The following is a 23,491-nucleotide window of genomic DNA, read 5'->3' as shown; positions in this document are numbered from 1 at the left end:
CTCGAAGCGATCGGCTCGGAGCAGGCGCAAGCATCCGAGAGCATCGACGCTCTCCTCACTGGCCAGGAGACGGTGGTTTCATTGAAGCCGCAGTTCCTGCTCGATGGTCTCGGTGCCGTGCACTCGGAATTCGTGCGCATCTCGTTCACCAAGACCGAGAACCCCAACAAGCCGGGCCCTGTGCTCATCACGAGCCAGACATCCAAGGACCAGGCAGGCGCGGACTCCTACAAGTACCTCCTGCAGCCCAACCTGCTCCTGCGCTAGGACGGCCCGGTCCAGCTCCACGAGAGAAGAAGGACAATCATGCACATCGGCCTCATCGGTCTCGGACGCATGGGCAACAACATGCGCGCCCGCCTCGAGAAGAACGGAATCGAGGTCACCGGGTACGACACGAACCCCGAGGTCTCGGATGTGGCGACGCTCGCCGACCTGGTCGCCGCCCTCCCCGCCCCCCGCACCGTCTGGGTCATGGTGCCGGCCGGCCAGATCACCGACTCGGTGATCACCGACCTCGAGCCGCTGCTCGAGAAGGGCGACCTGGTGATCGATGGGGGCAACTCCAAGTTCACCGAGGACTTCAAGCACGCCGAGCTGCTCGCCCCGAAGGGCGTCGACTTCATGGACGCCGGCGTCTCCGGCGGCATCTGGGGCCTCGAGAACGGCTACGGTCTGATGGTCGGCGGCTCCAAGGAGCAGGTCGAGCGCGTCATGCCGGTCTTCGACGCGCTCCGTCCGGACGGCCCGCGGGACGAGGGCTTCGTCCACGTCGGCGAGGTCGGCGCCGGTCACTACGCGAAGATGGTGCACAACGGCATCGAGTACGCGCTGATGCAGGCCTACGCCGAAGGCTACGAGCTCCTGGACACCCGCAAGGACATCATCAAGGACGTCACCGGCACGTTCAAGGCGTGGCAGCGCGGAACGGTCGTCCGCTCCTGGCTGCTCGACCTCCTCGTGCGCGCTCTCGAGCAGGACCCCGAGTTCGAGCACATCGAGGGCTACGTGCAGGACTCCGGCGAGGGTCGCTGGACCGTCGAGGAGGGCCTCAACAACGCCGTCCCGCTGCCGACGATCAGCGCGTCGATCTTCGCGCGCTTCGTCTCCCGCCAGGAGGACTCGCCCGCGATGAAGGCCGTGGCCGCGCTGCGCAACCAGTTCGGTGGTCACGCCGTGAAGGCCGTGGACTAACCCTCCTTGAGAGTTACACATCTTTCCCTGACCGACTTCCGCAACTACCGCACCGCGGAGGTGCCGTTCGCGGCCGGCGCGAATCTCTTCGTCGGCCGCAACCGCCAGGGCAACACCAATCTGGTCGAGTCGCTGGGCTACGGGACACCCTGGGGGTCGCGGGGGGTGGCCCCCGACGCGGCCATGATCCGCAAGGACGCGGAGTCCGCGGTGGTGCGGGCGCGCATCCAGCACGAGGGGCGCGAGCTCCTCGTGGAGGTGCAGCTCAACCGCGGCTCCGCGAACCGGGCACAGGTCAACCGCGCGGCGATCAAGCCGCGCGAACTGCCCCGCTACTTCTCCAGCGTGCTGTTCGCGCCGGAGGATCTCGCGCTGGTCCGCGGCGAGCCCGGCATCCGCCGGCGCTTCCTGGACCAGCTGCTCATCCAGCGCAGCCCGCGCTTCTCGGCGGTGATCGCCGACTACGAGCGCGTGCTCAAGCAGCGCAACACTCTTCTGAAGTCGGCGCGGGCCACGCGGGTCCGCCCCGACCAGCTGGGGACGCTCGACATCTGGGACGACCGGCTCATCGCCCTCGGCTCGGAGCTGATCGACGCCAGGCTCGACCTCGTCGCCCGGCTCTCCGAGCCCGTCGTCTCGGCCTACCGTTCGGTGGCCGGCGACGACCACCACCCGCGTCTGCTCCCGCAGCTCACCATCCGCGGCGCGCACGTGGAGGACGAGGACGAGGACGCCGGCGCCGATGTAACCGCGTCAGCCGGTGACACCACCGAGACCTTCCGCCAGGCGCTCGTCGCTGTGCGGCCCAAGGAGCTGGAGCGCGGGCTCACGCTGATCGGACCGCACCGAGACGACGTGCTGTTCGAGCTCAACGGGCTCCCGGCCAAGGGCTATGCCAGCCACGGCGAGTCCTGGTCGTTCGCGCTCGCCCTGAAACTCGCATCCGCCGAGCTGCTCCGTCGCGAGTCCTCCACCGGCGACCCCGTCCTCATCCTCGACGACGTCTTCGCCGAGCTCGACCAGGCCAGGCGCCGGATGCTTGCAACCGCCGTAGCCGGTTACGAGCAGGTGCTGATCACCGCGGCCGTCTACGACGACGTGCCCGACGAGCTCACCGCGCACACCGTCCGGATCGAGGCCGGGACGATCGTGGAGCCGGCATGAGCGAGGCATCCGCGGTCTACCTCCGGATGAAGGAGCTGTTCGCCGGCACCGCGACGCGCAGCCGGCGCGCCAAGAAGACGGTGGAGGACCGCGCGGCCAGCCAGCCGTTCGGTTCCGGTCGCGACCCGCGAGGCATCGCGGACGTCATGGATGCGCTCACCGCTCAGATGGGATGGACCGGCGCTCTCGCCAAGTCGGACCTCCTGGACGGCTGGCTGGAGCTGGCCGGAGAGGAGACCGCGAAGCACGCCGTGCCCGACCAGATCGCCGACGGCGTGCTCGTCGTCCGGTGCGAGTCGACGGCCTGGGCGACGCAGCTGCGGATGATGCGCTCGGAGCTGCTCGCGCGGATCGCGGAGCGGTTCCCGGACGCGGACATCGTCTCGATCCGTTTCCAGGGGCCAGACGCCCCCTCCTGGAAACGGGGCCCCAGGTCGATTCCAGGGCGTGGCCCGCGCGATACTTACGGCTGAGTGCACAAATTAGGTCGCCCGCTCCAAGAAAACGCGTCAGAAGGGCGAATTCCGGCATTTCGGCTTCCCGCGCTTGGTAGAATGGAACCTCACTAGTGAGTGCGGTCAGGAGCCTAATTTCATATGACGATGGAACCGAACAAGGCCGAAGCGGAACACGACTACGGCGCGAATGAGATCCAGATCCTCGAGGGTCTCGAAGCCGTCCGCAAGCGACCCGGAATGTACATCGGTTCCACCGGCCCGCGCGGTCTGCACCACCTGGTCTACGAGATCGTCGACAACTCCGTCGACGAGGCGCTCGCCGGTGCTGCGGACAACATCGAGGTGACCATCCTCGCCGACGGCGCCGTCCGCGTCGCGGACAACGGCCGTGGAATCCCCGTCGACGAGCACCCCACCGAGAAGAAGTCGACGGTGGAGGTCGTGCTCACGATCCTGCACGCCGGCGGAAAGTTCGGCGGCGGCGGATACGCCGTCTCCGGCGGTCTGCACGGCGTCGGCAGCTCGGTCGTCAACGCGCTCTCCAGCCGGCTGGACGTCGAGGTCCGCCGCCAGGGCTTCTCCTGGACGCAGAGCTACCGCAACGGCGTGCCGCAGGCCCCGCTCGAGAAGGGCGCAGCGACGGAGGAGACCGGGACGATCATCACGTTCTGGCCGAGCCCTGACACGTTCGAGACCGTCGTCTTCGACTACGACACCCTCCGCACCCGGTTCCAGCAGATGGCGTTCCTCAACAAGGGACTGCGCATCGCGATCACCGACGAGCGCGCCCCGCAGGTCGAGCCCGTCGAGGGCGAGGGCGAGGTCGAGGTCGAGGAGTTCACCGCGCGCAGCGACGTCTTCCTCTACGAGCGCGGCCTGACCGACTACGTCCACTACCTCAACGCCGCGAAGAAGGCGGAGGTCGTGCACGACGAGATCATCTCGTTCGAGTCGGAGGACACCGAGCGCAAGATCGCGCTCGAGGTCGCCATGCAGTGGACCACGAGCTACAACGAGTCGGTGTTCACCTATGCGAACACGATCAACACGCACGAGGGCGGAACCCACGAGGAGGGCTTCCGCGCCGCGCTCACCACGCTGGTGAACCGCTACGCGCGTGCGCAGAACATCCTCACGGAGAAGGACGACAACCTCTCCGGCGAGGACGTGCGCGAGGGCCTGACCGCTGTCGTCTCGGTGAAGCTGGCCGAGCCGCAGTTCGAGGGTCAGACGAAGACCAAGCTCGGCAACACCGAGGCGAAGGCGTTCGTGCAGAAGGTCGTCGGCGATCAGCTCGGCGACTGGTTCGACCGCAACCCGAACCAGGCCAAGGAGATCATCCGCAAGGCGATCCAGGCCGCCACCGCGCGCATCGCCGCCCGCAAGGCGCGCGAGACCGCGCGACGCAAGGGGCTGCTGGAGAGCGGCGGGATGCCGGGCAAGCTCAAGGACTGCCAGTCCAAGGACCCGACGATCTCCGAGATCTTCATCGTCGAGGGCGACTCGGCAGGCGGCTCCGCCGTGCAGGGCCGCAACCCGGAGACGCAGGCGATCCTCCCGCTGCGCGGCAAGATCCTGAACGTCGAGAAGGCCAGGCTCGACCGCGCGCTCGCGAACAACGAGGTCCAGGCGATGATCACGGCGTTCGGCGCCGGCATCGGCGAGGACTTCAACCCGGAGAAGGCTCGCTACCACAAGATCGTGCTGATGGCCGATGCCGACGTGGACGGCCAGCACATCACGACGCTGCTGCTGACCCTGCTGTTCCGCTACATGCGGCCGATGATCGAGCTGGGCTACGTGTACCTCGCGCAGCCGCCGCTCTACCGCCTGAAGTGGTCGAACGCCGAGCACGAGTACGTCTACTCCGACCGGGAGCGCGACGCGTTCCTCGCGGAGGGCCTCGCGGCAGGCAAGCGCATCCCGAAGGACAACGGCGTGCAGCGCTACAAGGGTCTGGGCGAGATGGACTACAAGGAGCTGTGGGAGACCACGATGAACCCGGAGACCCGCACGCTGCTGCAGGTCACGCTGGACGACGCGGCCGCCGCGGACGAGATCTTCGCCACGCTGATGGGCGAGGACGTGGAGTCGCGCCGATCGTTCATCCAGAAGAACGCGAAGGACGTGCGTTTCCTTGACATCTGATGACACCGGAATCGGCGGGGAAGAGAACACTGTGACGGACGAAGAGACCACGGGAGCCGGTTTCGGCATCCACGGCAGGATCGACCAGGTCGACCTGCAGTCGGAGATGCAGCGGTCGTACCTCGACTACGCGATGAGCGTGATCATCGGTCGCGCCCTGCCCGAGGTCCGCGACGGCCTGAAGCCCGTGCACCGACGCGTGATCTACGCGATGTTCGACGGCGGCTACCGCCCGGACAAGGCATTCTCGAAGTGCGCCCGCGTCGTCGGCGACGTGATGGGGCAGTTCCACCCGCACGGCGACTCGGCGATCTACGACGCGCTGGTCCGCCTCGTCCAGCCGTGGAGCCTGCGCTACCCGCTGGCGCTCGGTCAGGGCAACTTCGGTTCCCCCGGCAACGACGGCGCGGCCGCCCCTCGATACACCGAGACCAAGATGGCGCCGCTCGCGCTGGAGATGGTCAGGGACATCGACGAGGAGACCGTCGACTTCCAGGACAACTACGACGGCCGCACGCAGGAGCCGGCCGTGCTGCCCAGCCGGTTCCCGAACCTGCTGGTCAACGGCTCCGTCGGCAGCGCGGTCGGCATGGCCACGAACATCCCGCCGCACAACCTCCGCGAGGTCGCCGACGGTGCGCTGTGGCACCTGGCCCACCCGGAGGCGTCGCGCGAGGAGCTCCTGGAGGAGCTGATCCGCCGGATCAAGGGACCGGACTTCCCGACCGGCGCCCAGATCCTCGGCGTCAAGGGCATCCAGGACACCTACCGCACCGGCCGCGGCTCGATCACGATGCGCGCCGTCGTGAACATCGAGGAGATCCAGGGCCGGGTGTGCCTGGTCGTCACCGAGCTGCCCTACCAGGTCAACCCGGACAACCTGGCGATCAAGATCGCCGAGCTGGTGAAGGACGGCCGCATCGGCGGCATCGCGGACATCCGCGACGAGACCTCCGGCCGCACCGGCCAGCGCCTGGTCATCGTGCTCAAGCGCGACGCCGTCGCGAAGGTCGTGCTGAACAATCTCTACAAGCACACCCAGCTGCAGGAGAACTTCGGCGCCAACATGCTCGCGATCGTGGACAACGTTCCGCGCACGCTTGCGCTCGACGGCTTCATCACCGCCTGGGTCGACCACCAGATCGACGTCATCGTGCGCCGCTCGCAGTTCCGGCTGCGGAAGAAGGAGGAGCGGGCGCACATCCTGCGCGGCTACCTCAAGGCGCTGGACATGCTGGACGAGGTCATCGCCCTCATCCGGCGTTCGCCCACGGTCGAGGACGCGCGCGAGGGACTGAAGACCCTGCTCGACGTCGACGACGTGCAGGCCGACGCGATCCTCACGATGCAGCTGCGCCGCCTCGCCGCGCTCGAGCGTCAGAAGATCATCGAGGAGCACGACCAGATCGAGCTGGAGATCGCCGAGCTGAAGGCGATCCTGGCCGACCCGGCGCGCCAGCGCGCGATCGTCAGCGAGGAGCTGACCGAGATCGTCGATCGCTTCGGCGACGACCGACGCACCGAGATCATGTTCGGCTTCGACGGCGACATGAGCGTCGAAGACCTCATCCCCGAAGAGGAGATGGTGGTCACCGTCACCCGCGGCGGCTACATCAAGCGCACCCGCAGCGACAACTACCGCAGCCAGCACCGCGGCGGTAAGGGTGTCAAGGGCGCCCAGCTGCGCGGCGAGGACGTTGTCGACCACTTCTTCGTGACCACCACGCACCACTGGCTGCTGTTCTTCACGAACAAGGGCCGCGTCTACCGTGCCAAGGCCTATGAGGTGCAGGAGGCCGGCCGCGACGCGAAGGGTCAGCACGTCGCCAACCTGCTCGCCATGCAGCCGGATGAGGAGATCGCCGAGATCCTCGACATCCGCGACTACGAGGCGGCCAAGTACCTGGTGCTCGCGACCCGCGACGGGCTCATCAAGAAGACCGCGCTCGAGGAGTACGACACCAACCGTTCCGGCGGGATCATCGCGATCAAGCTGCGCGAGGACGACGAGCTCGTCTCCGCGCTGCTGGTCGAGGAGGACTCCGATCTGCTCCTGGTCTCCCGCAAGGGCATGTCCATCCGGTTCACCGCGAGCGACGAGGCGCTGCGCCCGATGGGCCGCTCGACCTCGGGCGTCATCGGGATGCACTTCCGCGGCGACGACAAGCTGCTGGATGCGTCCGTCGTCTCCGACGAGGGCTACGTCTTCGTGGTGACGGAGGGCGGCTACGCCAAGCGCACCTCCGCGGACCAGTACCGTCTGCAGAACCGCGGCGGCCTCGGCATCAAGGTGGCGAAGCTGAGCGACGACCGCGGGGATCTGGTGGGTGCTCTCATCGTCGAGGAGGACGACGAGGTCCTTGTGGTTCTTGCCAGCGGCAAGGTGGTACGCTCTGCCGTGGCCGAGGTACCCGCCAAGGGCCGTGACACCATGGGTGTCGTCTTTGCACGTTTCGCCGAGTCCGACAAGATCATCGCTCTGGCGAAGAACACCGAACGTAACCTCGATTCCCAGGCAGCTGATGCAGAATCGGACGCCGAGGAGACGACGGGGGACGTCGGGAAGGAAGAAACCGTAGATGAGCAGTAGCGTCGCCGAGAAACTCGCGAAGAAGTCGTCCCGACGGCCCGCATCCTCGAAGCAGGTGCGCCTGAAGCTCGTGTACATCGACTTCTGGTCGACGGTGAAGCTCGCGTTCCTGGCCGGGATCTGCCTGGCGATCATCGCGATCGTCGGCACTTTCCTGATCTGGACCGTGCTCGACCGCACCGGCATCTTCGACCAGCTGAACGGCCTGGTCAAGGACGTGGCCGGCGCCGGCGGGGGAGACCTCCGCTCGGTGCTGGGCCTGGGGCAGGTGATGGGCTTCTCGCTCATCGTGGCGATCCTCGACATCGTCGTGGTCACCGCCCTCGGCGCCGTGTTCGCGCTGCTGTACAACCTGTCCGTGAAGATCACCGGCGGCCTGCTGGTCGGCTTCACCAACAACTGAATCGGTCGATTCGCTAATTGTGGAGCAGATCAGGTAGGCTCTTATCTGCCCATTCGGGGATATAGCTCAGGCGGTTAGAGCGCTTCGCTGATAACGAAGAGGTCCGAGGTTCAAGTCCTCGTATCCCCACCATTCCCTCTCCCGGGGCCTTAGCTCAGTTGGTAGAGCGCCTGCTTTGCAAGCAGGATGTCAGGAGTTCGAATCTCCTAGGCTCCACCCCTTCGCCTCGCTGGCTTTTCATCAGCCCGATCCGATATCCTGCTCATGCAGGACGCCTCGTGCCTCCCGCATCCGCCAATGCCCCGCTCAACGCGGGGCATTGTGTTTTAACGGGAACCAGACGTATTCGCTGACCGTGATGCTCCTGATGTTCCCGACGATCTTGTCCAAAGCACGCTTGGCACGCGGGTCGCCCTCCCGAATCGTTCGGTGACGATTGAGGAAGTAGGTTGCGACATCCGCGGCCTGGAGAAGTCTGCTCTCGCGCGACGGCCCGAAGTAGATCGTGTCGGCGATGCAGTGAAGGGGACGGCTCGTGAATCCCGGCGCCGCGCTCGCCTTGAAGTTGCGGAGGTCGCGCCTCGCATGGTCCGCCATGTGGTGCTCGTCGGCCAGCACCAGCCCGAATCCGTCATCGTCGAGGGTGGCGAGTTGTCGATGGACCTCGGCCAGAGTGTGACCCAGCGCGAGTCGATGGGCCGGGTGCGGATGTCGATAGCGCGCACGTAGCGACGGCAGATGGATGCCGCGGAACACGAAGGAGGCACTGGACCGCGCAAGCACCTTGGCGACCAGATCGCAGGCTTTCACGCGCCAGGCGATGGGGACGCCATGCCAGGCGCCGCGGCCGTGGAAGACGTCCACCGCGTGGATTTCGGCAGACGGAGCGAGCCCGTCGACGTGCCGGGCGACCAAGCCGATGATGTCGTCGATGCTGCGATCGATCGATCGCACGGCCTCGGCATCCGTGATCAGGGCTCCGAAGAAGTAGAACTCGTCGTTGCGAGCAGATTCGTCAAGGTACACGAGCTGCATCTCGGCAGCCTAATACATTTCATATTTCTCCGCCGTCTACTCCGGCGCCGTCACCGTCCGCGCCGGGAACGGGCTCGAGTACGCGATGCTCGTGGTCACGCTGCCGAGCGTCCCGACCGTTCCGGCGACGCGCTCGAGGTGTCCCATCGAGGTCGCCACGACCTTCAGGATGAAGCAGTCGTCGCCCGTCACGTGGTGCGCCTCCACGACCTCCGGGGTCTCCGCGAACAGATCGTGCAGTGGTCCGTACTGGCTGCTCGGGTAGCGCAACCGCAGGAACGCGAGGATGCCGTAGCCGAGCCGCTCGGGGTCGACGACGGCGCGGTAGCCCGTGATCACGCCCGACTCCTCCAGCCTGCGGACCCGCTCGGCGACGGCGCTGCTGGACATGTGCACCGTCCTCGCGAGCTCGGCGACAGAGACCCGGCCGTCGCGCTGGAGCTCCGCCAGGATCGCGCGATCGACGGTGTCTGCTTCGAATGGGGGATTCACGGCCATGCTGCGATTCTTCCAGCGATCCGCCGGTTCTGAGCGCCGAACGGCGTGGATCGTCTGTTCAGTTCGCGTCATCGCATCCGTAATCTCGTTCTCATGACAGCAACCCGCTCCGAGGCCACCGCCCACTTCGCCGCCAAGCTCCGCTATGAGACCGACCCGTCCGACGTGCGGACGGCGCTCGACGCCGGCGAGCGGTTCGTCCTCGTCGACACGCGCGGCGAGGCAGCGTGGCAGCAGGGCAGGGCCGTTGGCGCGATCCACTTGCCGACCGCGGAGATCACCGAGCGTGCGGCCGAGACCATCCCGGTTGACATGCCGGTCGTCGTCTACTGCTGGGGGCCGGGGTGCAACGGGTCGACGAAGGCGGCGCTGGCGTTCAGCCTGCTCGGCTACGAGGTCCGGGAGATGATCGGCGGGTTCGAGTACTGGGCGCGCGAGGGCCTGCCCGTCGAGGACGGCACCGGCCCGGTGACCAGGACCGCAGACCCCCTGACGGCGCCGGTCGACGCTGTGTCCTGCGCCTGCTGACTACTTGAGCAGCCGGGAGAGCACCCGGTCCGCCAGCGGCTTGCCTCCGGTCTGGCAGGTGGGGCAGTACTGCAGCGTCGAGTCGTGGAAGATGACCTGGCGGATCGTGTCGCCGCAGACCGGACACGGCTGGCCGGTGCGCCCGTGCACGCGCATGCCGGACTTCTTCTCGCCCTTCAGCTCGGAGGCCGCGAGGCCGTCCGCCCTGGCGAGCGCCTCCCGGAGCGTGGACTCGAGAGCGTCGTAGAGGCGGTCGATCTCCTCGTCGCTCATGGCGGCCGGCTTGAACGGAGACATCTTCGCCACGTGCAGGATCTCGTCCGAGTAGGCGTTGCCGATCCCGGCGATGAGCGACTGGTTGCGCAGAACACCCTTGATCTGGGCGCGACCCTGACCGGCGAGGATGTCCGCGAACGCGTCGCGCGTGAAGGCCGCGTCGAGCGGGTCGGGCCCCAGCCGAGCGATGCCGGGCACCTCCGCAGGGTCGCGCACGATCGAGATGGCGAGGCTCTTCTTGGTCCCGGCCTCCGTGATGTCCAGTCCGGAGCCGTCGTCGAGGACGAGCCGCGCGGCCAGCGGCCCCTTGCTCGGCCTTCCGGTCGGCGGGGGAGGCGGGGCATCCCGCCAGCGGATCCAGCCCGCGCGGGCGAGGTGGATGATGATGTGCAGGTCGTCCGCGGCGATGTCGAGGAACTTCCCGTGGCGTGAGACGCCGGAGATCGTCGCGCCGTGCAGAGCCTCCGGCGACGGGTCGAACGTCTTGAGCGCCGAGAACGCGACGACGCTCAGGCGGTCGATGACACGCCCGGTGAGCCGCCCGCCGAGGTCGGCGGCGAGGGCGGTGACTTCCGGAAGTTCGGGCACCACCCCATCCTGCCCCTCGCACCCGACATCGCGCAGTAGGGTGACGGAATGGACATCAGGATCGCCGCGTACGGGGTGATCCTCGACGGCGACCGCATGCTGCTCGCGCACTGGAACGAGGGCGGCCGCTCCGGGTGGACGCTGCCCGGCGGCGGGATCGACCCCGGCGAGGATCCCGCCGACGCTGTGGTCCGCGAGATCGCCGAGGAGACCGGCTATCGCGCCGGTGCCGGCGATCTCCTCGGGATCGACTCCAAGGTGATCCCCGCGGATGCCCGCTTCGTTCCGGATGCCGGTCCGCTGCACGCGCTGCGGATCGTCTACCGCGCGACCGTCCTGGGCGGCACGCTCACGAACGAACGCGACGGCTCGACGGACGAGGCGCGCTGGTTCCCGCTCGCCGCGCTTCCGAACCGCAGGGTGGAGCTGGTCGACATCGCCCTGCGGATGGCCGGACTGGCCTAGACGGTGACCGTTCCCGGCCGCTCGGCCGGGATGATGATCCACATCGCGAGGTAGGCGACGAACTGCGGACCGGGCAGAAGGCAGGAGATCAGGAAGAGCAAGCGCACGGTGAGCGGCTGGACGCCGAAGCGGCGCGCGAGTCCGGCGCAGACACCACCGAGGATGCGGCCATCACGGGGACGTTCGAGGCTGTTCATATCATCAGCCTCGCGCACGGCCGCGACCGGCGGTATCGGGGAAACCCCCGAACGGACCCGGAGGTGCGCCCTCCGGGTCCGTTCGGATGAAGACGGTTACTCGGCCGGGGGAGTGGTGGGCTCCTCGTCGGCGACCCACAGCTCGTCGTCGGCGCGGAAGGTCTGCCACACCGCGTAGAGCAGGCCGGCGGCGGCGATGACACCGAGGCCGACGGCGATGACGGTGCCGGCGCCCGGCCCCGACTTCTCCTTGACGGCGGCGGTGCGGCGGGTCAGCTCCTTGCCGGCCTTCTTGAACTCGCCGGCGAACGCGGCCGCACGAGCGGCGCGGGCGTGATCGACGACCGAGAGCGCCGTGCCCACTGCGGTCCCGACAGCCGGGATCACGTCGCCGACCAGACGGTCGCGGGCGACACCGGCATACTTGCCGGCGGTGTCCCGCGCCGACTGCGCCGCCGGGCGGACGTAGGAGTCGTAGCCCTCACGGACGCGGGGCGCGATCTCCTCGCGCGTGTAGTAGGCGGCCTGCTTGCGAGCCTCGGCAGCGAGGGCGTTCGCGTTGCTCAGTACATCCTGCTGCTGCCCCCACAGCTCCTCGGCGCTACTGCGCAGTCGCTTCAGCTCCTTCTGGCGCTTCCGTGTCAGGCTCATTCGGGACCTCCATTGCGTCGGAAAAGCGAACTCACTCCATCTTGCCACCGAAAGGCCTGGGGATGACCCGTGAGCCGAATCGACCCTCGGAGTTCCCTGGACCCCGCTGTGCAAGAATTGGTGCCATGTCTAAGCACACCGCTGTCGCCACGCTCCACACTAACTACGGAGACATCAAGGTCAACCTCTTCGGCAACCACGCTCCGAAGACGGTCAGGAACTTCGTCGGCCTGGCGACCGGTGAGATCGAGTGGACGCACCCGGCGACGGGGGAGAAGACCAACGACCGCCTGTACGACGGCGTCATCTTCCACCGCATCATCCCGGGCTTCATGATCCAGGGCGGCGACCCGCTCGGTCAGGGCATCGGCGGCCCCGGCTACCAGTTCGACGACGAGATCAACCCGGAGCTCGACTTCACCCAGCCGTACGTGCTCGCCATGGCGAACGCGGGCATTCAGGGCGGCCGCGGCACCAACGGGTCGCAGTTCTTCATCACGGTGGGACCGACCACCTGGCTGCAGGGCAAGCACACCATCTTCGGCGAGGTCGCTGACGACGCGTCGCGCAAGGTCGTGGACAAGCTGGCCGAGGTGCCGACGGACGCCCGCGACCGGCCGCTCGACGACGTGGTCATCGAGTCGGTCGAGATCGAGCAGGTCTGAGAGAGGACGGGCGAGAGGAACCATGTCTCAGCCCGTCGACGCGCCACCGAGCGTCTGCTATCGCCACCCGGATCGGGTGAGCTATGTGCTGTGCCAGCGCTGCGGCCGCACCATCTGCGGTGAATGCCAGACGCCGGCCGCGGTCGGCGTCGTGTGCCCGGAGTGCATGTCGCAGCAGCGCGCCACCGCTCCGCGCACCCGGCCCGCGTGGCTCAGCAGGCTGACCGGCCCCGGCGCACCCGTCGTCACCTACGGGATCATCGCGCTGTGCGTCGTGGTGTTCATCCTGCAGAACGTGCCGTTCGTCGGCGGCCAGGTGACGAACGCACTGATCTACGCCGGCGCATACTCGTACCCGAGCGGGTCGCTGTCGCCGCTGATCGCGTTCGAGCCGTGGCGCATGATCACGTCGATCTTCGCGCACGCGAACCTCATCCACCTGGCGCTGAACATGTACACGCTGTGGATCTTCGGGATCGCGCTGGAGCCGCTGCTCGGACGCCTGCGCTACTTCGCGTTGTTCCTGATCAGCGGTTTCGCCGGCTCCGTGGCCGTGCTGCTGATCACGCCGGCCGGGCAGCCGGTGCTGGGCGCGTCCGGGGCGATCTTCGGCATGTTCGGCGCGTTCTTCATCATCCAGCGCAGGCTCGGCGGCAACGCCACGCAGATCCTCGTGCTGGTGGCGCTCAACCTCGCCATCGGGTTCATCCCGGGATTCAACATCTCCTGGCAGGCGCACGTCGGCGGTTTCATCGGCGGCCTGCTGGTGGGCCTCATCTACGTGGAGACGCGGAAGCCGTCTTGGCGGCGCTGGCAGCTGCCGCTGATCATCGCGCTGTGCGTCATCCTCATCGCGGTGAGCCTGCTGCACTTCTTCGTGTGATTTCCCCACAGTGCGTGGATAAGTTATCCACAGCCTTAACAGTGGGGATAATTACACGGGTGTAACTCTCCACAGGCTTATTAACACTGGGGAGAACGGTCGCCAGGCTCACTGTGGACTGTGGATCGATCCTGTGGATAAGACCCCTCGGACGCAGAAGAGCCCGGGTCGGCCGAAGCCGGACCCGGGCTCGTGCGCGCAGCGGACGCGGGCGTCAGCGCCAGCGTGTTGTCATGAGGAAGCCGATGAAGGCGATGCCGAAGCCGACCAGGATGTTCCAGGCGCCGAGGGCGGGAATGGGGTACTGGTTCTGGCTGACGTAGAAGACGATGATCCAGATCAGACCCAGCAGCATGAAGCCGAACATCACCGGCTTGAACCAGACGGGGTTGGGGGCTTCCTCTCCGGACGCGGCGGAGTTGCGCTCGGCGCGGACGCTGCGCTCGGGCTTGGTCTTGGACTTGCTGCGGGCCATAGCTGACAAGTGTAGCGGGACCGGTCTGAAGGTTCGCATCCCACAGGCTCGCCGGTTCCCGGGAAACACCAGGGTTATCGCTGAGGGAGGCGCTCTAGAATCCGTCATATGACCCAACCGATGGACACCGGCGCGCGCCGGCCGCGCCGGCGGCGACCCGCCCGCCGCGTGACGTTCCTCGGGGTCGTCGGCGAGCTGCTCATCACGGCCGGCGTGCTGGTGGGGCTGTTCCTCGGCTGGCAGGTCTGGTGGAACAACCTGGTCATGGCCGGCCAGCAGAACTCCGCGGCCGCCGAGCAGAGCCAGAAGTGGCTCGACGACGCGATGAAGGTGCCGAAGCCGGTGGAGACATCGTCGAGCACCGCAGCGGTCGATCCGCCGGTGATGGCGCAGCCAGCGGACTACGAGGCGTTCGCCGTCATCTACATCCCGCGCCTCGGCGCCGACTGGAAGCGCACGATCCGGCAGACGGTCGACGTCGAGCAGGTGCTCAACAGCTACACGGCGGGCGTCGGGCACTACCCGGACACGCAGATGCCGGGACAGGTCGGCAACTTCGCCGTCGCCGGGCACGACTCCGGCTGGGGCAACACGTTCATCGACCTCTCGAAGCTGCACATCGGCGACAAGATCTACGTGCAGACGAAGGACGGCTGGTACACGTACACGTTCCGCAACTTCGAGTACGTGCAGCCCGCGGCCATCCAGGTCGTCGCCGCGGTGCCCCGGCATCCCGACGTCAAGCCGGTCGACCGGCTCATGACGATCACCACCTGCAACCCGCCGTTCCACGCGGGCGAGCGGCTGATCGCCTACAACGTGTTCGAGAGCTACGCGGCGCCGCAGGACGTGCCCGCCGCGCTCGCCTCCGTCGTGAAGGGAGGCTGAGGGATGTACGGAGCGTTGTGGCGCATCCTGCCGGGCCCGGTCTGGGTCCGCATCCTGATCCTGCTCGTGCTGCTCGCGGCCGTGCTGTTCGTGCTCGTGACCTGGGTCTTCCCCTGGGTGGATTCGCTCTTGGGACCCCAGGAAGGTACCGTGGGCCCGTGACCCGCGTACTCGTCATCGACAACTACGACTCGTTCGTCTACACGCTGAACGGCTACCTCCGTGAGCTCGGCGCCGAGACCGACGTGGTGCGCAACGACGACATCCCCGTCGAGGAGCTGCCGGCGAGGCTGGCCGAGTACGACGCGGTGCTCATCTCGCCAGGGCCGGGCAAGCCGGCCGACGCCGGCGTCTCGATCCCGGTCGTGGAGCGTGCCCTCGAGACCGGGCAGCCGCTGCTGGGCGTGTGCCTCGGGCACCAGGCGATCGCCGAGGCGTTCGGTGGCGTGGTCACCAACGCCGAGGAGCTGATGCACGGCCAGACGTCGCAGGTCGTGCACGACGACCGCGTCTTGTTCGACGGGGTCCCGCAGCCGTTCACCGCGACCCGCTACCACTCGCTCGCCGTGGTGGACGGCACCATGCCGGACGAGCTGCTCGTCACGGCGCGCACCGGCGGTGGCGTGATCATGGCGCTGCAGCACCGCACGGCGCCGATCTATGGCGTGCAGTTCCACCCGGAGTCCGTGCTCACCGAGGGCGGCTACCGGATGCTCGGCAACTGGCTGGAGGCCGCCGGCCTCGCCGGTGCTGCCGAGGCGTCGCGCGCGCTGAACCCGCTGGTCAAGCTCGGCTGAGCGGCCTCGGCCGTCAGCCCGAGCAGTAGGTCAGCTCGACTGTCGTCCCCTGCGGGACGTCGCCGGGATCGACGGACTGGGTGTGCACCAGCGGTGCGCCCTTGTCCTGCGGGCACGACGGATCCGCCTTCGGCGCGGCCGTGAGGCCGAGCTGCGAGAGGATGCCGGAGGCCGCCTGGATGGACTGGCCGGTCAGGTCGGACAGCGTCACCTTGCCGCTCGACACGGTGAGGCCGATCGCGTCGCCCTCGTGCGCGTTCTGCCCGGCGGCAGGACTCGACGAGATGACGACATTCGCGGCGACGCTCGGGGAGTTCTCGGTCGTCGTCGGCCCGACCGTGAGCCCGACGGCCTGCAAGGCCTGTTTGGCGGCGTCGGCCGTCATGTTGGTCAGATCGGGGACGGCCACCGCCTTCTTGCCGGTGGACACGATCAGGGTGACGGTCTCGCCCTTCGCCATGACGATGCCGGCGGCGGGGTCGGTCCTGATCACCTCACCAGACGGATAGGTGGAGCTGGCCTCCTGCGTCTGCGTCCATTTGAGGCTGAGGTCCTCGAGCTTCTTGCTCGCCGCATCCACCGTCTGCCCGGACAGGTTCGGGACGGGCCGAGAGGTCTCGGGCATGGTCGTGCTCGGCGCGAGACGCAGCACCCAGGCCAGGACCGCGACGATGACGACGGCCATCACCGCGACGCCCGCCCAGATCCAGATGACCGGTGGGCGTCGCTGCGTGCGGACCATCGTCTGGTCCTCCGCCAGCTGACGGAACGCCGCCTCCGGGCCCGAGGACGTGGTCGGAGGGGCCCCGAAGAGGGTCTCCGCGAAGTCGTCCTCCTTCTTGTGGACGGGGACGCGTCCCGCGGCGGCCTCGTCGAGGTCGTGGCGGAAGTCGGCGACCGTCTGGTAACGCTCGAAGCGGTCCTTGGCGAGTGCGTGCGCGACGACAGCGTCCATCGCCGGAGAGACCTTGGGGTTGATCGAGCTCGGCGCTACCGCCGTCTCGCTCACGTGCTGGTAGGCGACCGCGACCGGGGTGTCGCCGCGGAACGGCGGCCGGCCGGCCAGCATCTCGAACAGGACGACGCCCGTCGAGTAGAGGTCGGTGCGCGCATCCACCGTCTCGCCCTTGGCCTGCTCCGGCGAGAAGTAGCTCGCCGTGCCGAGGATGGCCGTGGTCTGGGCGACGGTGGCGGAGGAGTCGCTGATGGCGCGCGCGATCCCGAAGTCCATCACCTTGACCTGGCCGGTCTTGGTGATCATCACGTTGCCGGGCTTGATGTCGCGGTGCACGACCCCGGCGCGGTGGCTGTACTCGAGCGCGGTGAGGATGCCCTCGGTGATGCGGACCGCCTCGGACATCTCGAGCGGCCCCTGCTTGATGAGGTCCTTCAGCAGCACGCCGTCGACGTACTCCATGACGATGAAGGGCAGCTGCGCCTCGTGCCCGTTGGGCTCGCGCACCGTCTCCTCGCCCGCGTCGAACACCCGGACGATCGTGGGGTGCGCCATCCGCGCCGCGGCCTGGGCCTCCTGCCGGAACCGGGTGCGGAAGGCGGGGTCGGTGGCGAGCGACGGCTTGAGGAGCTTGATGGCGACCGTGCGTCCGAGGCGGGTGTCCTGTCCGCGGTGCACGTCGGACATCCCGCCACGCCCGATGAGTTCGCCCACCTGATATCGGCCTGCGAGCAGGCGGCTATCTGGGCTCAATGCGGACTCCTTCTCGGGTGGGGCTCCGGCTAGTGTAGCGGGCCGATTCTGGAGATCTCCCTCGTGAGGGAGCCAGCGTCAGGGCGCCGTCGGTGTCGGCGAGGGCCCCTCCGCGGGGAGCACCTTGTAGTCCGCTGCCGGGCTCTGCCCCGACTCGATCGACTCGCCCTGGTTGCAGAAGATCGTGTAGGTCAGCGAGTAGTCCCCTCCGGAGCTCGGCGACCAGGTGAACTTCGTGTCGTTGACGGGTGCCTGCGGCTGGCCGTTGATGTAGAGTCGCCGGCCGGTGAGGTCCTGGCCTGCCGGGCAGGTGGCGGAACCGAACGAGACGGTGATCTGCGAGTTCGCCGTGCCCTGACCCGACGGCGGGTTGGCCGAGACGGTGTCGGTCGGGGTCGGGACGGCGGTGACATCGGAGTACACCTTGACCGTCACCTGGGTGCCGATCGGGACGGGGCCGGTCGGGTTCACGGAGTAGACCGTGTTCACCTGCTTCTTCGACGTCGCGGCGGTGCCCTGCTGGACGTTCGCGACCATCCCGAGACCCTGCAGCTTGGCGCGCGCCTCGTCGGCGCTCAGACCGATGAAGTCGCTCTCGGTGATCTGCGCCGTGTTGCTCGTCGGCGTCGGCGTCGGCGTCGGGCTCGTCGGCTTCGGCGGCGCCGAAGTGGTCGCGGCGGTGCTCGGCGAGGTGGGTGCCGACTTCGGCTGCGCGAGCAGTGCGATGAGCGTGCCGATGAGCACGAGCGCGAGGAGGGCGATGAGCGCGATCAGCGGCCACGTCCAGGGGCTGCGCTTCTTCTCCTCGACCGGCGCCTCCTCGGTCTCCTCCTCGACCGTCTGCGCGGCGGTGGCGGGGAGCACCGTTGTGGCCTGGGTCGGCACACCGTTCGGCGTCGTCATCAGCACCGTGGCCGCATCCGTCGCGGCCGCGGCGCCGAGGACGGCGGGGACCGCCGCAGCAGCGGCGCGCACGTCGCCCCGGCGGAGCGCCTGAGCGGCGCGCGCGAGGTGCGCGGCGGACGCGGGACGGTCCGCGGGGTTCTTGGCGATGCAGGCGAAGACCAGGTTGCGCACCGGCTCCGCGACGGTGGCGGGAAGCTCGGGCGGCGCCTCGTTGATCTGCGCCATCGCGATGGCCACCTGCGACTCGCCGGTGAACGGGCGACGGCCGGCGAGGCACTCGTACGCGACGATGCCGAGCGAGTAGATGTCCGTGGTGGGCGACGCGGGGTGGCCGGACGCCTGCTCCGGCGAGAGGTACTGCACGGTGCCCATGACCTGGCCGGTGGCGGTGAGCGGGACCTGGTCGGCGATGCGGGCGATGCCGAAGTCCGTGATCTTGACCCGGCCGTCCGGCGTGATCAGCAGGTTGCCCGGCTTGATGTCGCGTTGGACGAGCCCGGCGGCGTGGGCGGCGTGCAGCGCGGCGGCGGTCTGCGCGACGATGTCGAGGGTGCGGTCGGTGCTGAGGACGTGCTCGCGCTCGAGGATGCTGGAGAGCGCCTCGCCGGGGACCAGCTCCATGACGAGGTAGGCGCTGCCCTCCTCCTCGCCGTAGTCGTAGACGTTCGCGATGCCTTCGTGGTTGACCAGGGCGGCGTGGCGGGCCTCGGCGCGGAAGCGCTCGAGGAAGCCGGGGTCGCCGAGGTACTCGTCCTTGAGGATCTTGATGGCGACCGTGCGCCCGATCACGAGATCGGTGGCCTGCCAGACCTCGCCCATCCCGCCGATCGCGATGCGCGACTGCAGCTCGTAACGTCCTCCGAAGGTGAGCCCTGCTGTGGGTCTCATTTATTCAGCACCGCCTCTAGTACTTTTCTCGCGATCGGAGCGGCGATCGAGTTGCCCGTGCCGCTCTGACCCTGTCCACCGCCATTTTCAACAACAACTGCAACAGCGAACTGAGGGTCGTTCGCCGGAGCGAACCCGGTGAACCACAGCGTGTAGGGGTCGTTCTCCCCGTTCTGCGCCGTCCCCGTCTTACCGCCGACTTCGACCCCGTCTATTCTTGCATTGCTCGCCACGCCGTGATCGACGCCGTCGACCATCATCTGCTTGATGGTGTCGGCGTTCGCCGTGCTCACCGGCTGCGAGAACTCCTTGGGCTGGAAGGTCTCGATCGGCTGCAGGTCCGACGACCGGATGGACTCCACCAGGTTCGGGGTCATCAGCGTGCCGCCGTTCGCGATCGCGGCGGAGACCATCGCCATCTGCAGCGGAGTCGCCTTGTCGTTCATCTGCCCGAACGAGCCGAGCGCGCGCTCGGCGGGGATGTCGTAGAGCGGGTACACGCTCTTCTCGACCGGGATCGGGATGCTCAGCGGCTGGTTGAAGCCGAACTTGTCCGCCTGATCCTTGATCACCTCGGGCTTGAGCCGCATGCCGAGCTCGGCGAACGGGATGTTGCAGGAGAGGATCTGGGCCGTCGCGATCGACACCGTTGCCCCAGGGCCGCAGGTGGTCAGCGAGTCGTTCTTGACCACGGTGGGCGAGCCGGGGAGCGGCAGCGACGACGGGTTCGGCAGCTGGCTGTCCTTGGTGTACTGGCCGGTGCCGAACGCGGCAGAGCTCATCACCGGCTTGAACGTGGAGCCAGGCGGGTTGAGGTCGCCGCCGATGGTGCGGTTGATGAGCGGGTCGCCCGGTGCGTCGAGCAGCTGCTGGTACGCAGCGTTCACGGCCTCGGTGTCGTGCGAGGCGAGGGTGTTCGGGTCGTAGTTGGGCTTGGAGACCATCGCGAGGATGCGCCCGGTCTTCGGCTCCATCAGGACGACCGCGCCCTGGTAGTCGCCCAGAGCATCCCACGCCGCCTGCTGCGCGACGGGATCGATGGTCGTCTCGACGGTCGCGCCCTGCGGGTTCTTGCCGGTGAGGATGGAGTTGATCCTGTCGAAGAACTGCGAGTTGGACGACCCGCTGAGCTTGTCGTTCAGCGCGCCCTCGAGTCCGGTCGCCTCGCCGTCGATGGGATAGAAGCCGGTGACCGCGGAGTAGAGCGGCCCGTTGCTGTAGACCCGCTGCCACTTGTAGACGTCCTTCGACGGCACCGACTGCGCCACCGGCTTGCCTGCGACCAGGATGGCGCCGCGCTGCGCCGAGTAGCTGTCGTTGCGCGCACGGGTGTTGCGGGCGTCCGCGGAGAGGGTGTCCGCCTGGAACACCTGCAGGATCGACGTGGAGACGAGCAGGGCGAGGAACATCGCCAGCACGATCGTGCTGACGCGCTTGATCTCGCGGTTCATATCAGTTCACCACCAGCCGTGGTTGGTTGCGGACGGTGTCGGAGAGCCGCAGCAGCAGCGCGACGATGATCCAGTTGGCGACGAGCGAGGAGCCGCCCGCCGCGAGGAACGGCGTCGTCAGGCCGGTCAGCGGGATGACCCGTGTCACGCCGCCGATCACGATGAAGCACTGCAGCGCCACGGTGAAGGAGAGGCCGACGGCGAGCAGCTTGCCGAAGTCGTCCTGCCCGGCGAAGCCGATGCGCAGGCCGCGGGCCACGAAGATCAGGTAGAGCGCGAAGATGGCGAACAGCCCGGCGAGACCGAGCTCCTCGCCCAGGCTCGCGATGATGTAGTCGCTGCGGGCGACCGGCGTCACCCAGGGCTGTCCCTGGCCGAGTCCGGTGCCGATCAGGCCGCCGTGCGCGAGCCCGAACAGGCCCTGGACCAGCTGGAAGCTGCCGCCCTGCGCGTCGTAGACCTTCTGCGCGAACGGGTCCAGCCAGTTCTCGAACCGGTCGTGGACGTAGACCAGCAACTGGCTGGCCACCACGGCGCCGCCGACGATGAGCAGGACGCCGAGGATGACCCAGCTGATCCGTGCCGTCGCCACGTACAGCATCACCAGGAACAGGCCGAAGATGAGCAGACCGGTTCCGAGGTCCCGCTGGAAGACGATCACGGCCATCGACATCAGCCAGACGATGAGGATCGGGCCGAGGTCCCGCGCCCGCGGGAAGCGGATCCCGAGGAACTTCTTGCCGACCGCCGACAGCGAGTCGCGGGCCTGCACCAGGTAGCCGGCGAAGAAGACGGCCAGGCAGAGCTTCGCGATCTCGCCGGGCTGGAAGCTGAACGGGCCGATGCGGATCCAGACCCGGGCCCCGAAGATCTCCTGACCGATGCCGGGCAGCATCGGGAGCAGCAGGAGCACGAGCGCCGCGAGGCCGAAGATGTACGTGTATCGCTGCAGCACCCGGTGGTTGCGGATCACGATGATGACGGTGATGGCGCAGACGATCGCGATCGCCGCCCAGACGATCTGCTTGATCCCGTCCGACTCCCAGCCGGTCACCTTGTAGTGGATGTCGATGCGGTAGATCTCGGCGATCCCGATCCCGGTGAGGACCGTCGCGATGGGCAGCAGGAACGGGTCGGCCTGCGGTGCAACGAACCGGAGCGCGATGTGCATCCCGATCACGAGCGCCGAGAGGCACGCGCCGTAGTAGACGAGGGTGAGATCGACGTGCCCCTCCGCGCCGAGCTGGACGAGCACGACGGCGGCGGCGTTGATGCCGCACGCGATGATCAGCAGGAACAGCTCGAGGTTGCGGAGCTTCGCGGGCATGCGCAGCCGTTTGACCGGACCGGTCTCCGGCCGGGCCTGACGGCGCTCTGTCACATCACTTCTGGACGGCATCGCTCAACTGATCCACGATCGCTTGGGCCGCGGCGAGGTCGTCCGCGTTGATGGTCCCCTGCACGAGCTGCTTGTCGTACGCGGGAAGGCTCTTGACCGTCACATCCGATTCCTCGTAGACGTGGGAGAGGACGATCGGGCCGAGATTCTGCTGCACGCCCTGGAAGATGGCGACCTTTCCGGCGGGCGACTCGCCGACGAAGAAGCGGGACTGCGTCCACTGGTAGCCGAACAGCACCGCGAGCACGATGGCGACGACGACGACGGCCAGTCCGATCATCCAGGTCAGGCGGCGACGGCGCGCACGGCGCTCGTCCTCTTCGATCAGCTCGTCGAGGTAGTCCTCCGACTGCGGCTCGAAGTGGGTCGGGCCGGTCGCCGGCCGGATCGGATGCAGGCGCAGGGTGGGCAGTCGCGAGGCGCGCGTCGCGGGCTTCGGCTCGCCGAACTGCAGCGGCGCGGCGGCCGAGCCCACGGTGAGCGGCTCCTTCAGCACGTCGCCGCGCGAGACGTCGCCGATGTCGAGGATGACGGCCGTGACGTTGTCGGGGGCGCCGGCGTCCAGGCTCTGCTTGAGCAGCCGGTCCGCCACCTGCTTCGGCCCGTCCTTCGCGGCGAGGGCGTTCTTGAGGTCGTCGTTCTTGACGACGCCGCTCAGCCCGTCCGAGCAGATCAGCCAGCGGTCGCCCGGCTGCGTCTCCAGGATCCAGGTGTCGATCTCGGGGGAGGCGTCCACGTCGCCGAGCACGCGCATCAGCACGGAGCGGCGCGGGTGGACCATCGCCTCCTCCTCGGTGATGCGGCCGCTGTCGACGAGGCGCTGGACGAAGGTGTGGTCCGTGGAGACCTGCTTGAGCTCGCCGTCGCGGTAGAGATAGATGCGCGAGTCGCCGATGTGCGCGAGCGCGATCTGGTCGCCGACGCGGATGAGGGCGCTCACGGTGGTGCCCATCCCGGTGAGCTCCGGGTGCTCGAACACGGTCTCGGCGAGCAGCGAGTTCGCGGCGATCAGCGCGGACTGCAGCGCGAACTCGGCCTCGGACGCGGTCTCGTACTCGCGGTCCGCCTCCCGGATCCTGGTCACGGCGATGGCGCTGGCGACGTCGCCGCCCGCGTGGCCGCCCATCCCGTCGGCGACGACGAACAGGTCCCGGCCGGCATAGCCCGAGTCCTGATTGTTCGAACGGATCTTCCCGATGTGGGAGACGGCCGCCGCGCGATTCGCTGCTGCCACGG

24 protein-coding genes, 2 tRNA genes and 1 pseudogene are annotated in these 23,491 nt (G+C 68.0%); 16 read left to right on the top strand and 11 right to left on the bottom strand.

Annotated features, from left to right (window positions below):
- The 9 genes and pseudogenes from ACTHMF_RS16990 to ACTHMF_RS16950 all read left to right on the top strand — a co-directional run.
- Positions 1-267: pseudogene (locus ACTHMF_RS16990) on the top strand (DNA polymerase III subunit beta); the annotation flags it as partial.
- A 39-nt stretch (positions 268-306) separates the two neighbouring features.
- Positions 307-1,194 carry a phosphogluconate dehydrogenase (NAD(+)-dependent, decarboxylating) gene (gene gnd, locus ACTHMF_RS16985; protein ID WP_440319223.1) on the top strand — a complete coding sequence of 296 codons (888 nt, stop codon included), beginning with the start codon at positions 307-309 and terminating at the stop codon, positions 1,192-1,194.
- A gap of 6 nt (positions 1,195-1,200) precedes the next feature.
- A complete protein-coding gene (recF, locus tag ACTHMF_RS16980) occupies positions 1,201-2,358 on the top strand; it encodes a DNA replication/repair protein RecF (protein ID WP_440319221.1) in 1,158 nt (385 codons plus the stop codon).
- On the top strand, positions 2,355-2,831 hold the full coding sequence (locus ACTHMF_RS16975) for a DUF721 domain-containing protein (RefSeq protein ID WP_314146169.1): 477 nt from the start codon (positions 2,355-2,357) through the stop codon (positions 2,829-2,831). Before recF ends, ACTHMF_RS16975 begins: the two co-directional genes overlap by 4 nt.
- 123 nt (positions 2,832-2,954) lie before the next feature.
- Positions 2,955-4,964 (top strand): DNA topoisomerase (ATP-hydrolyzing) subunit B, encoded by a 2,010-nt coding sequence (gyrB, locus tag ACTHMF_RS16970; protein ID WP_440319218.1) that lies wholly within the window; start codon positions 2,955-2,957, stop codon positions 4,962-4,964.
- A 31-nt stretch (positions 4,965-4,995) separates the two neighbouring features.
- Positions 4,996-7,554, top strand: coding sequence for a DNA gyrase subunit A (gene gyrA / locus ACTHMF_RS16965; RefSeq protein ID WP_440319217.1), 2,559 nt, complete (start codon positions 4,996-4,998; stop codon positions 7,552-7,554).
- The gene (locus tag ACTHMF_RS16960) at positions 7,544-7,957 is read left to right on the top strand and encodes a DUF3566 domain-containing protein (protein WP_314146173.1); all 414 of its coding nucleotides are present in this window, start codon (positions 7,544-7,546) and stop codon (positions 7,955-7,957) included. The genes gyrA and ACTHMF_RS16960 overlap by 11 nt, the downstream gene beginning before the upstream one ends.
- 55 nt (positions 7,958-8,012) lie before the next feature.
- Positions 8,013-8,089 (top strand) — tRNA-Ile (locus ACTHMF_RS16955).
- A gap of 11 nt (positions 8,090-8,100) precedes the next feature.
- Positions 8,101-8,173, top strand: a tRNA-Ala gene (locus ACTHMF_RS16950).
- Positions 8,174-8,263: 90 nt separating this feature from the next.
- Here ACTHMF_RS16950 and ACTHMF_RS16945 read toward each other — a convergent pair.
- Positions 8,264-8,992, bottom strand: coding sequence for a DUF3800 domain-containing protein (locus ACTHMF_RS16945; protein ID WP_440319215.1), 729 nt, complete (start codon positions 8,990-8,992; stop codon positions 8,264-8,266).
- Between the two features lie 36 nt (positions 8,993-9,028).
- Positions 9,029-9,490, bottom strand: a complete 462-nt coding sequence (locus tag ACTHMF_RS16940) for an Lrp/AsnC family transcriptional regulator (protein WP_440319213.1) — start codon at positions 9,488-9,490, stop codon at positions 9,029-9,031.
- Positions 9,491-9,583: 93 nt separating this feature from the next.
- On the opposite strand from ACTHMF_RS16940, the gene ACTHMF_RS16935 reads away from it, so the two are divergent.
- On the top strand, positions 9,584-10,018 hold the full coding sequence (locus ACTHMF_RS16935; protein ID WP_440319211.1) for a rhodanese-like domain-containing protein: 435 nt from the start codon (positions 9,584-9,586) through the stop codon (positions 10,016-10,018).
- Here the strand turns inward: ACTHMF_RS16935 and ACTHMF_RS16930 are convergent, their stop codons facing one another.
- Positions 10,019-10,882: an Fpg/Nei family DNA glycosylase gene (locus ACTHMF_RS16930; RefSeq protein WP_314146176.1), complete on the bottom strand. Its 864-nt coding sequence runs from the start codon at positions 10,880-10,882 to the stop codon at positions 10,019-10,021. It lies immediately after the preceding gene.
- A gap of 48 nt (positions 10,883-10,930) precedes the next feature.
- Between ACTHMF_RS16930 and ACTHMF_RS16925 the strand changes: the two genes are divergently transcribed.
- Positions 10,931-11,347 (top strand): NUDIX hydrolase, encoded by a 417-nt coding sequence (locus ACTHMF_RS16925; RefSeq protein WP_440319209.1) that lies wholly within the window; start codon positions 10,931-10,933, stop codon positions 11,345-11,347.
- Here the strand turns inward: ACTHMF_RS16925 and ACTHMF_RS16920 are convergent.
- Together ACTHMF_RS16920 and ACTHMF_RS16915 are read right to left on the bottom strand one after the other, a co-directional pair.
- Positions 11,344-11,544, bottom strand: a complete 201-nt coding sequence (locus tag ACTHMF_RS16920; RefSeq protein WP_440319207.1) for a PspC domain-containing protein — start codon at positions 11,542-11,544, stop codon at positions 11,344-11,346. The genes ACTHMF_RS16925 and ACTHMF_RS16920 overlap by 4 nt on opposite strands.
- A 96-nt stretch (positions 11,545-11,640) precedes the next feature.
- Positions 11,641-12,195 (bottom strand): hypothetical protein, encoded by a 555-nt coding sequence (locus ACTHMF_RS16915; RefSeq protein ID WP_314146180.1) that lies wholly within the window; start codon positions 12,193-12,195, stop codon positions 11,641-11,643.
- A 125-nt stretch (positions 12,196-12,320) separates the two neighbouring features.
- Between ACTHMF_RS16915 and ACTHMF_RS16910 the strand changes: the two genes are divergently transcribed.
- Entirely contained in the window at positions 12,321-12,860 is a 540-nt protein-coding gene (locus ACTHMF_RS16910; RefSeq protein WP_314146181.1) for a peptidylprolyl isomerase, read from the top strand.
- A 22-nt stretch (positions 12,861-12,882) separates the two neighbouring features.
- Entirely contained in the window at positions 12,883-13,743 is an 861-nt protein-coding gene (locus ACTHMF_RS16905) for a rhomboid family intramembrane serine protease (RefSeq protein ID WP_440319204.1), read from the top strand.
- A 214-nt stretch (positions 13,744-13,957) separates the two neighbouring features.
- Here ACTHMF_RS16905 and ACTHMF_RS16900 read toward each other — a convergent pair whose 3' ends face one another.
- The gene (locus ACTHMF_RS16900) at positions 13,958-14,218 is read right to left on the bottom strand and encodes a cell division protein CrgA (RefSeq protein ID WP_440319202.1); all 261 of its coding nucleotides are present in this window, start codon (positions 14,216-14,218) and stop codon (positions 13,958-13,960) included.
- A 108-nt stretch (positions 14,219-14,326) separates the two neighbouring features.
- On the opposite strand from ACTHMF_RS16900, the gene ACTHMF_RS16895 reads away from it, so the two are divergent.
- From ACTHMF_RS16895 to ACTHMF_RS16885, 3 genes are read left to right on the top strand one after another with little or no spacing between them, the layout of a single operon-like run.
- Positions 14,327-15,106 carry a class E sortase gene (locus tag ACTHMF_RS16895; RefSeq protein ID WP_314146185.1) on the top strand — a complete coding sequence of 260 codons (780 nt, stop codon included), beginning with the start codon at positions 14,327-14,329 and terminating at the stop codon, positions 15,104-15,106.
- A 3-nt stretch (positions 15,107-15,109) separates the two neighbouring features.
- Positions 15,110-15,268, top strand: a complete 159-nt coding sequence (locus ACTHMF_RS16890; protein WP_314146186.1) for a hypothetical protein — start codon at positions 15,110-15,112, stop codon at positions 15,266-15,268.
- Positions 15,265-15,903, top strand: coding sequence for an anthranilate synthase component II (locus ACTHMF_RS16885; protein WP_440319199.1), 639 nt, complete (start codon positions 15,265-15,267; stop codon positions 15,901-15,903). The genes ACTHMF_RS16890 and ACTHMF_RS16885 overlap by 4 nt, the downstream gene beginning before the upstream one ends.
- Before the next feature lie 13 nt (positions 15,904-15,916).
- Here the strand turns inward: ACTHMF_RS16885 and pknB are convergent, their stop codons facing one another.
- From pknB to ACTHMF_RS16860, 5 genes are all read right to left on the bottom strand, one after another.
- A complete protein-coding gene (pknB, locus tag ACTHMF_RS16880; protein ID WP_440301206.1) occupies positions 15,917-17,611 on the bottom strand; it encodes a Stk1 family PASTA domain-containing Ser/Thr kinase in 1,695 nt (564 codons plus the stop codon).
- Positions 17,612-17,689: 78 nt separating this feature from the next.
- On the bottom strand, positions 17,690-19,405 hold the full coding sequence (locus tag ACTHMF_RS16875) for a serine/threonine protein kinase (protein WP_440319197.1): 1,716 nt from the start codon (positions 19,403-19,405) through the stop codon (positions 17,690-17,692).
- Positions 19,402-20,856 carry a peptidoglycan D,D-transpeptidase FtsI family protein gene (locus ACTHMF_RS16870; protein ID WP_314146190.1) on the bottom strand — a complete coding sequence of 485 codons (1,455 nt, stop codon included), beginning with the start codon at positions 20,854-20,856 and terminating at the stop codon, positions 19,402-19,404. The genes ACTHMF_RS16875 and ACTHMF_RS16870 overlap by 4 nt, the downstream gene beginning before the upstream one ends.
- Position 20,857: 1 nt before the next feature.
- Complete coding sequence (locus ACTHMF_RS16865; RefSeq protein ID WP_440319195.1) at positions 20,858-22,183, bottom strand: FtsW/RodA/SpoVE family cell cycle protein; 1,326 nt, start codon at positions 22,181-22,183, stop codon at positions 20,858-20,860.
- Between the two features lie 55 nt (positions 22,184-22,238).
- Positions 22,239-23,489 carry a PP2C family protein-serine/threonine phosphatase gene (locus ACTHMF_RS16860; RefSeq protein ID WP_440319193.1) on the bottom strand — a complete coding sequence of 417 codons (1,251 nt, stop codon included), beginning with the start codon at positions 23,487-23,489 and terminating at the stop codon, positions 22,239-22,241.
- Positions 23,490-23,491: the final 2 nt, after the last annotated feature.

Origin of the sequence: Leifsonia sp. (genome assembly GCF_051955155.1) — a bacterium.
Lineage (GTDB): Bacteria > Actinomycetota > Actinomycetes > Actinomycetales > Microbacteriaceae > Leifsonia.
The sequence above is the reverse complement of the archived record's forward strand: the minus strand, read 5'-3'. Positions and strand labels throughout refer to the sequence as shown.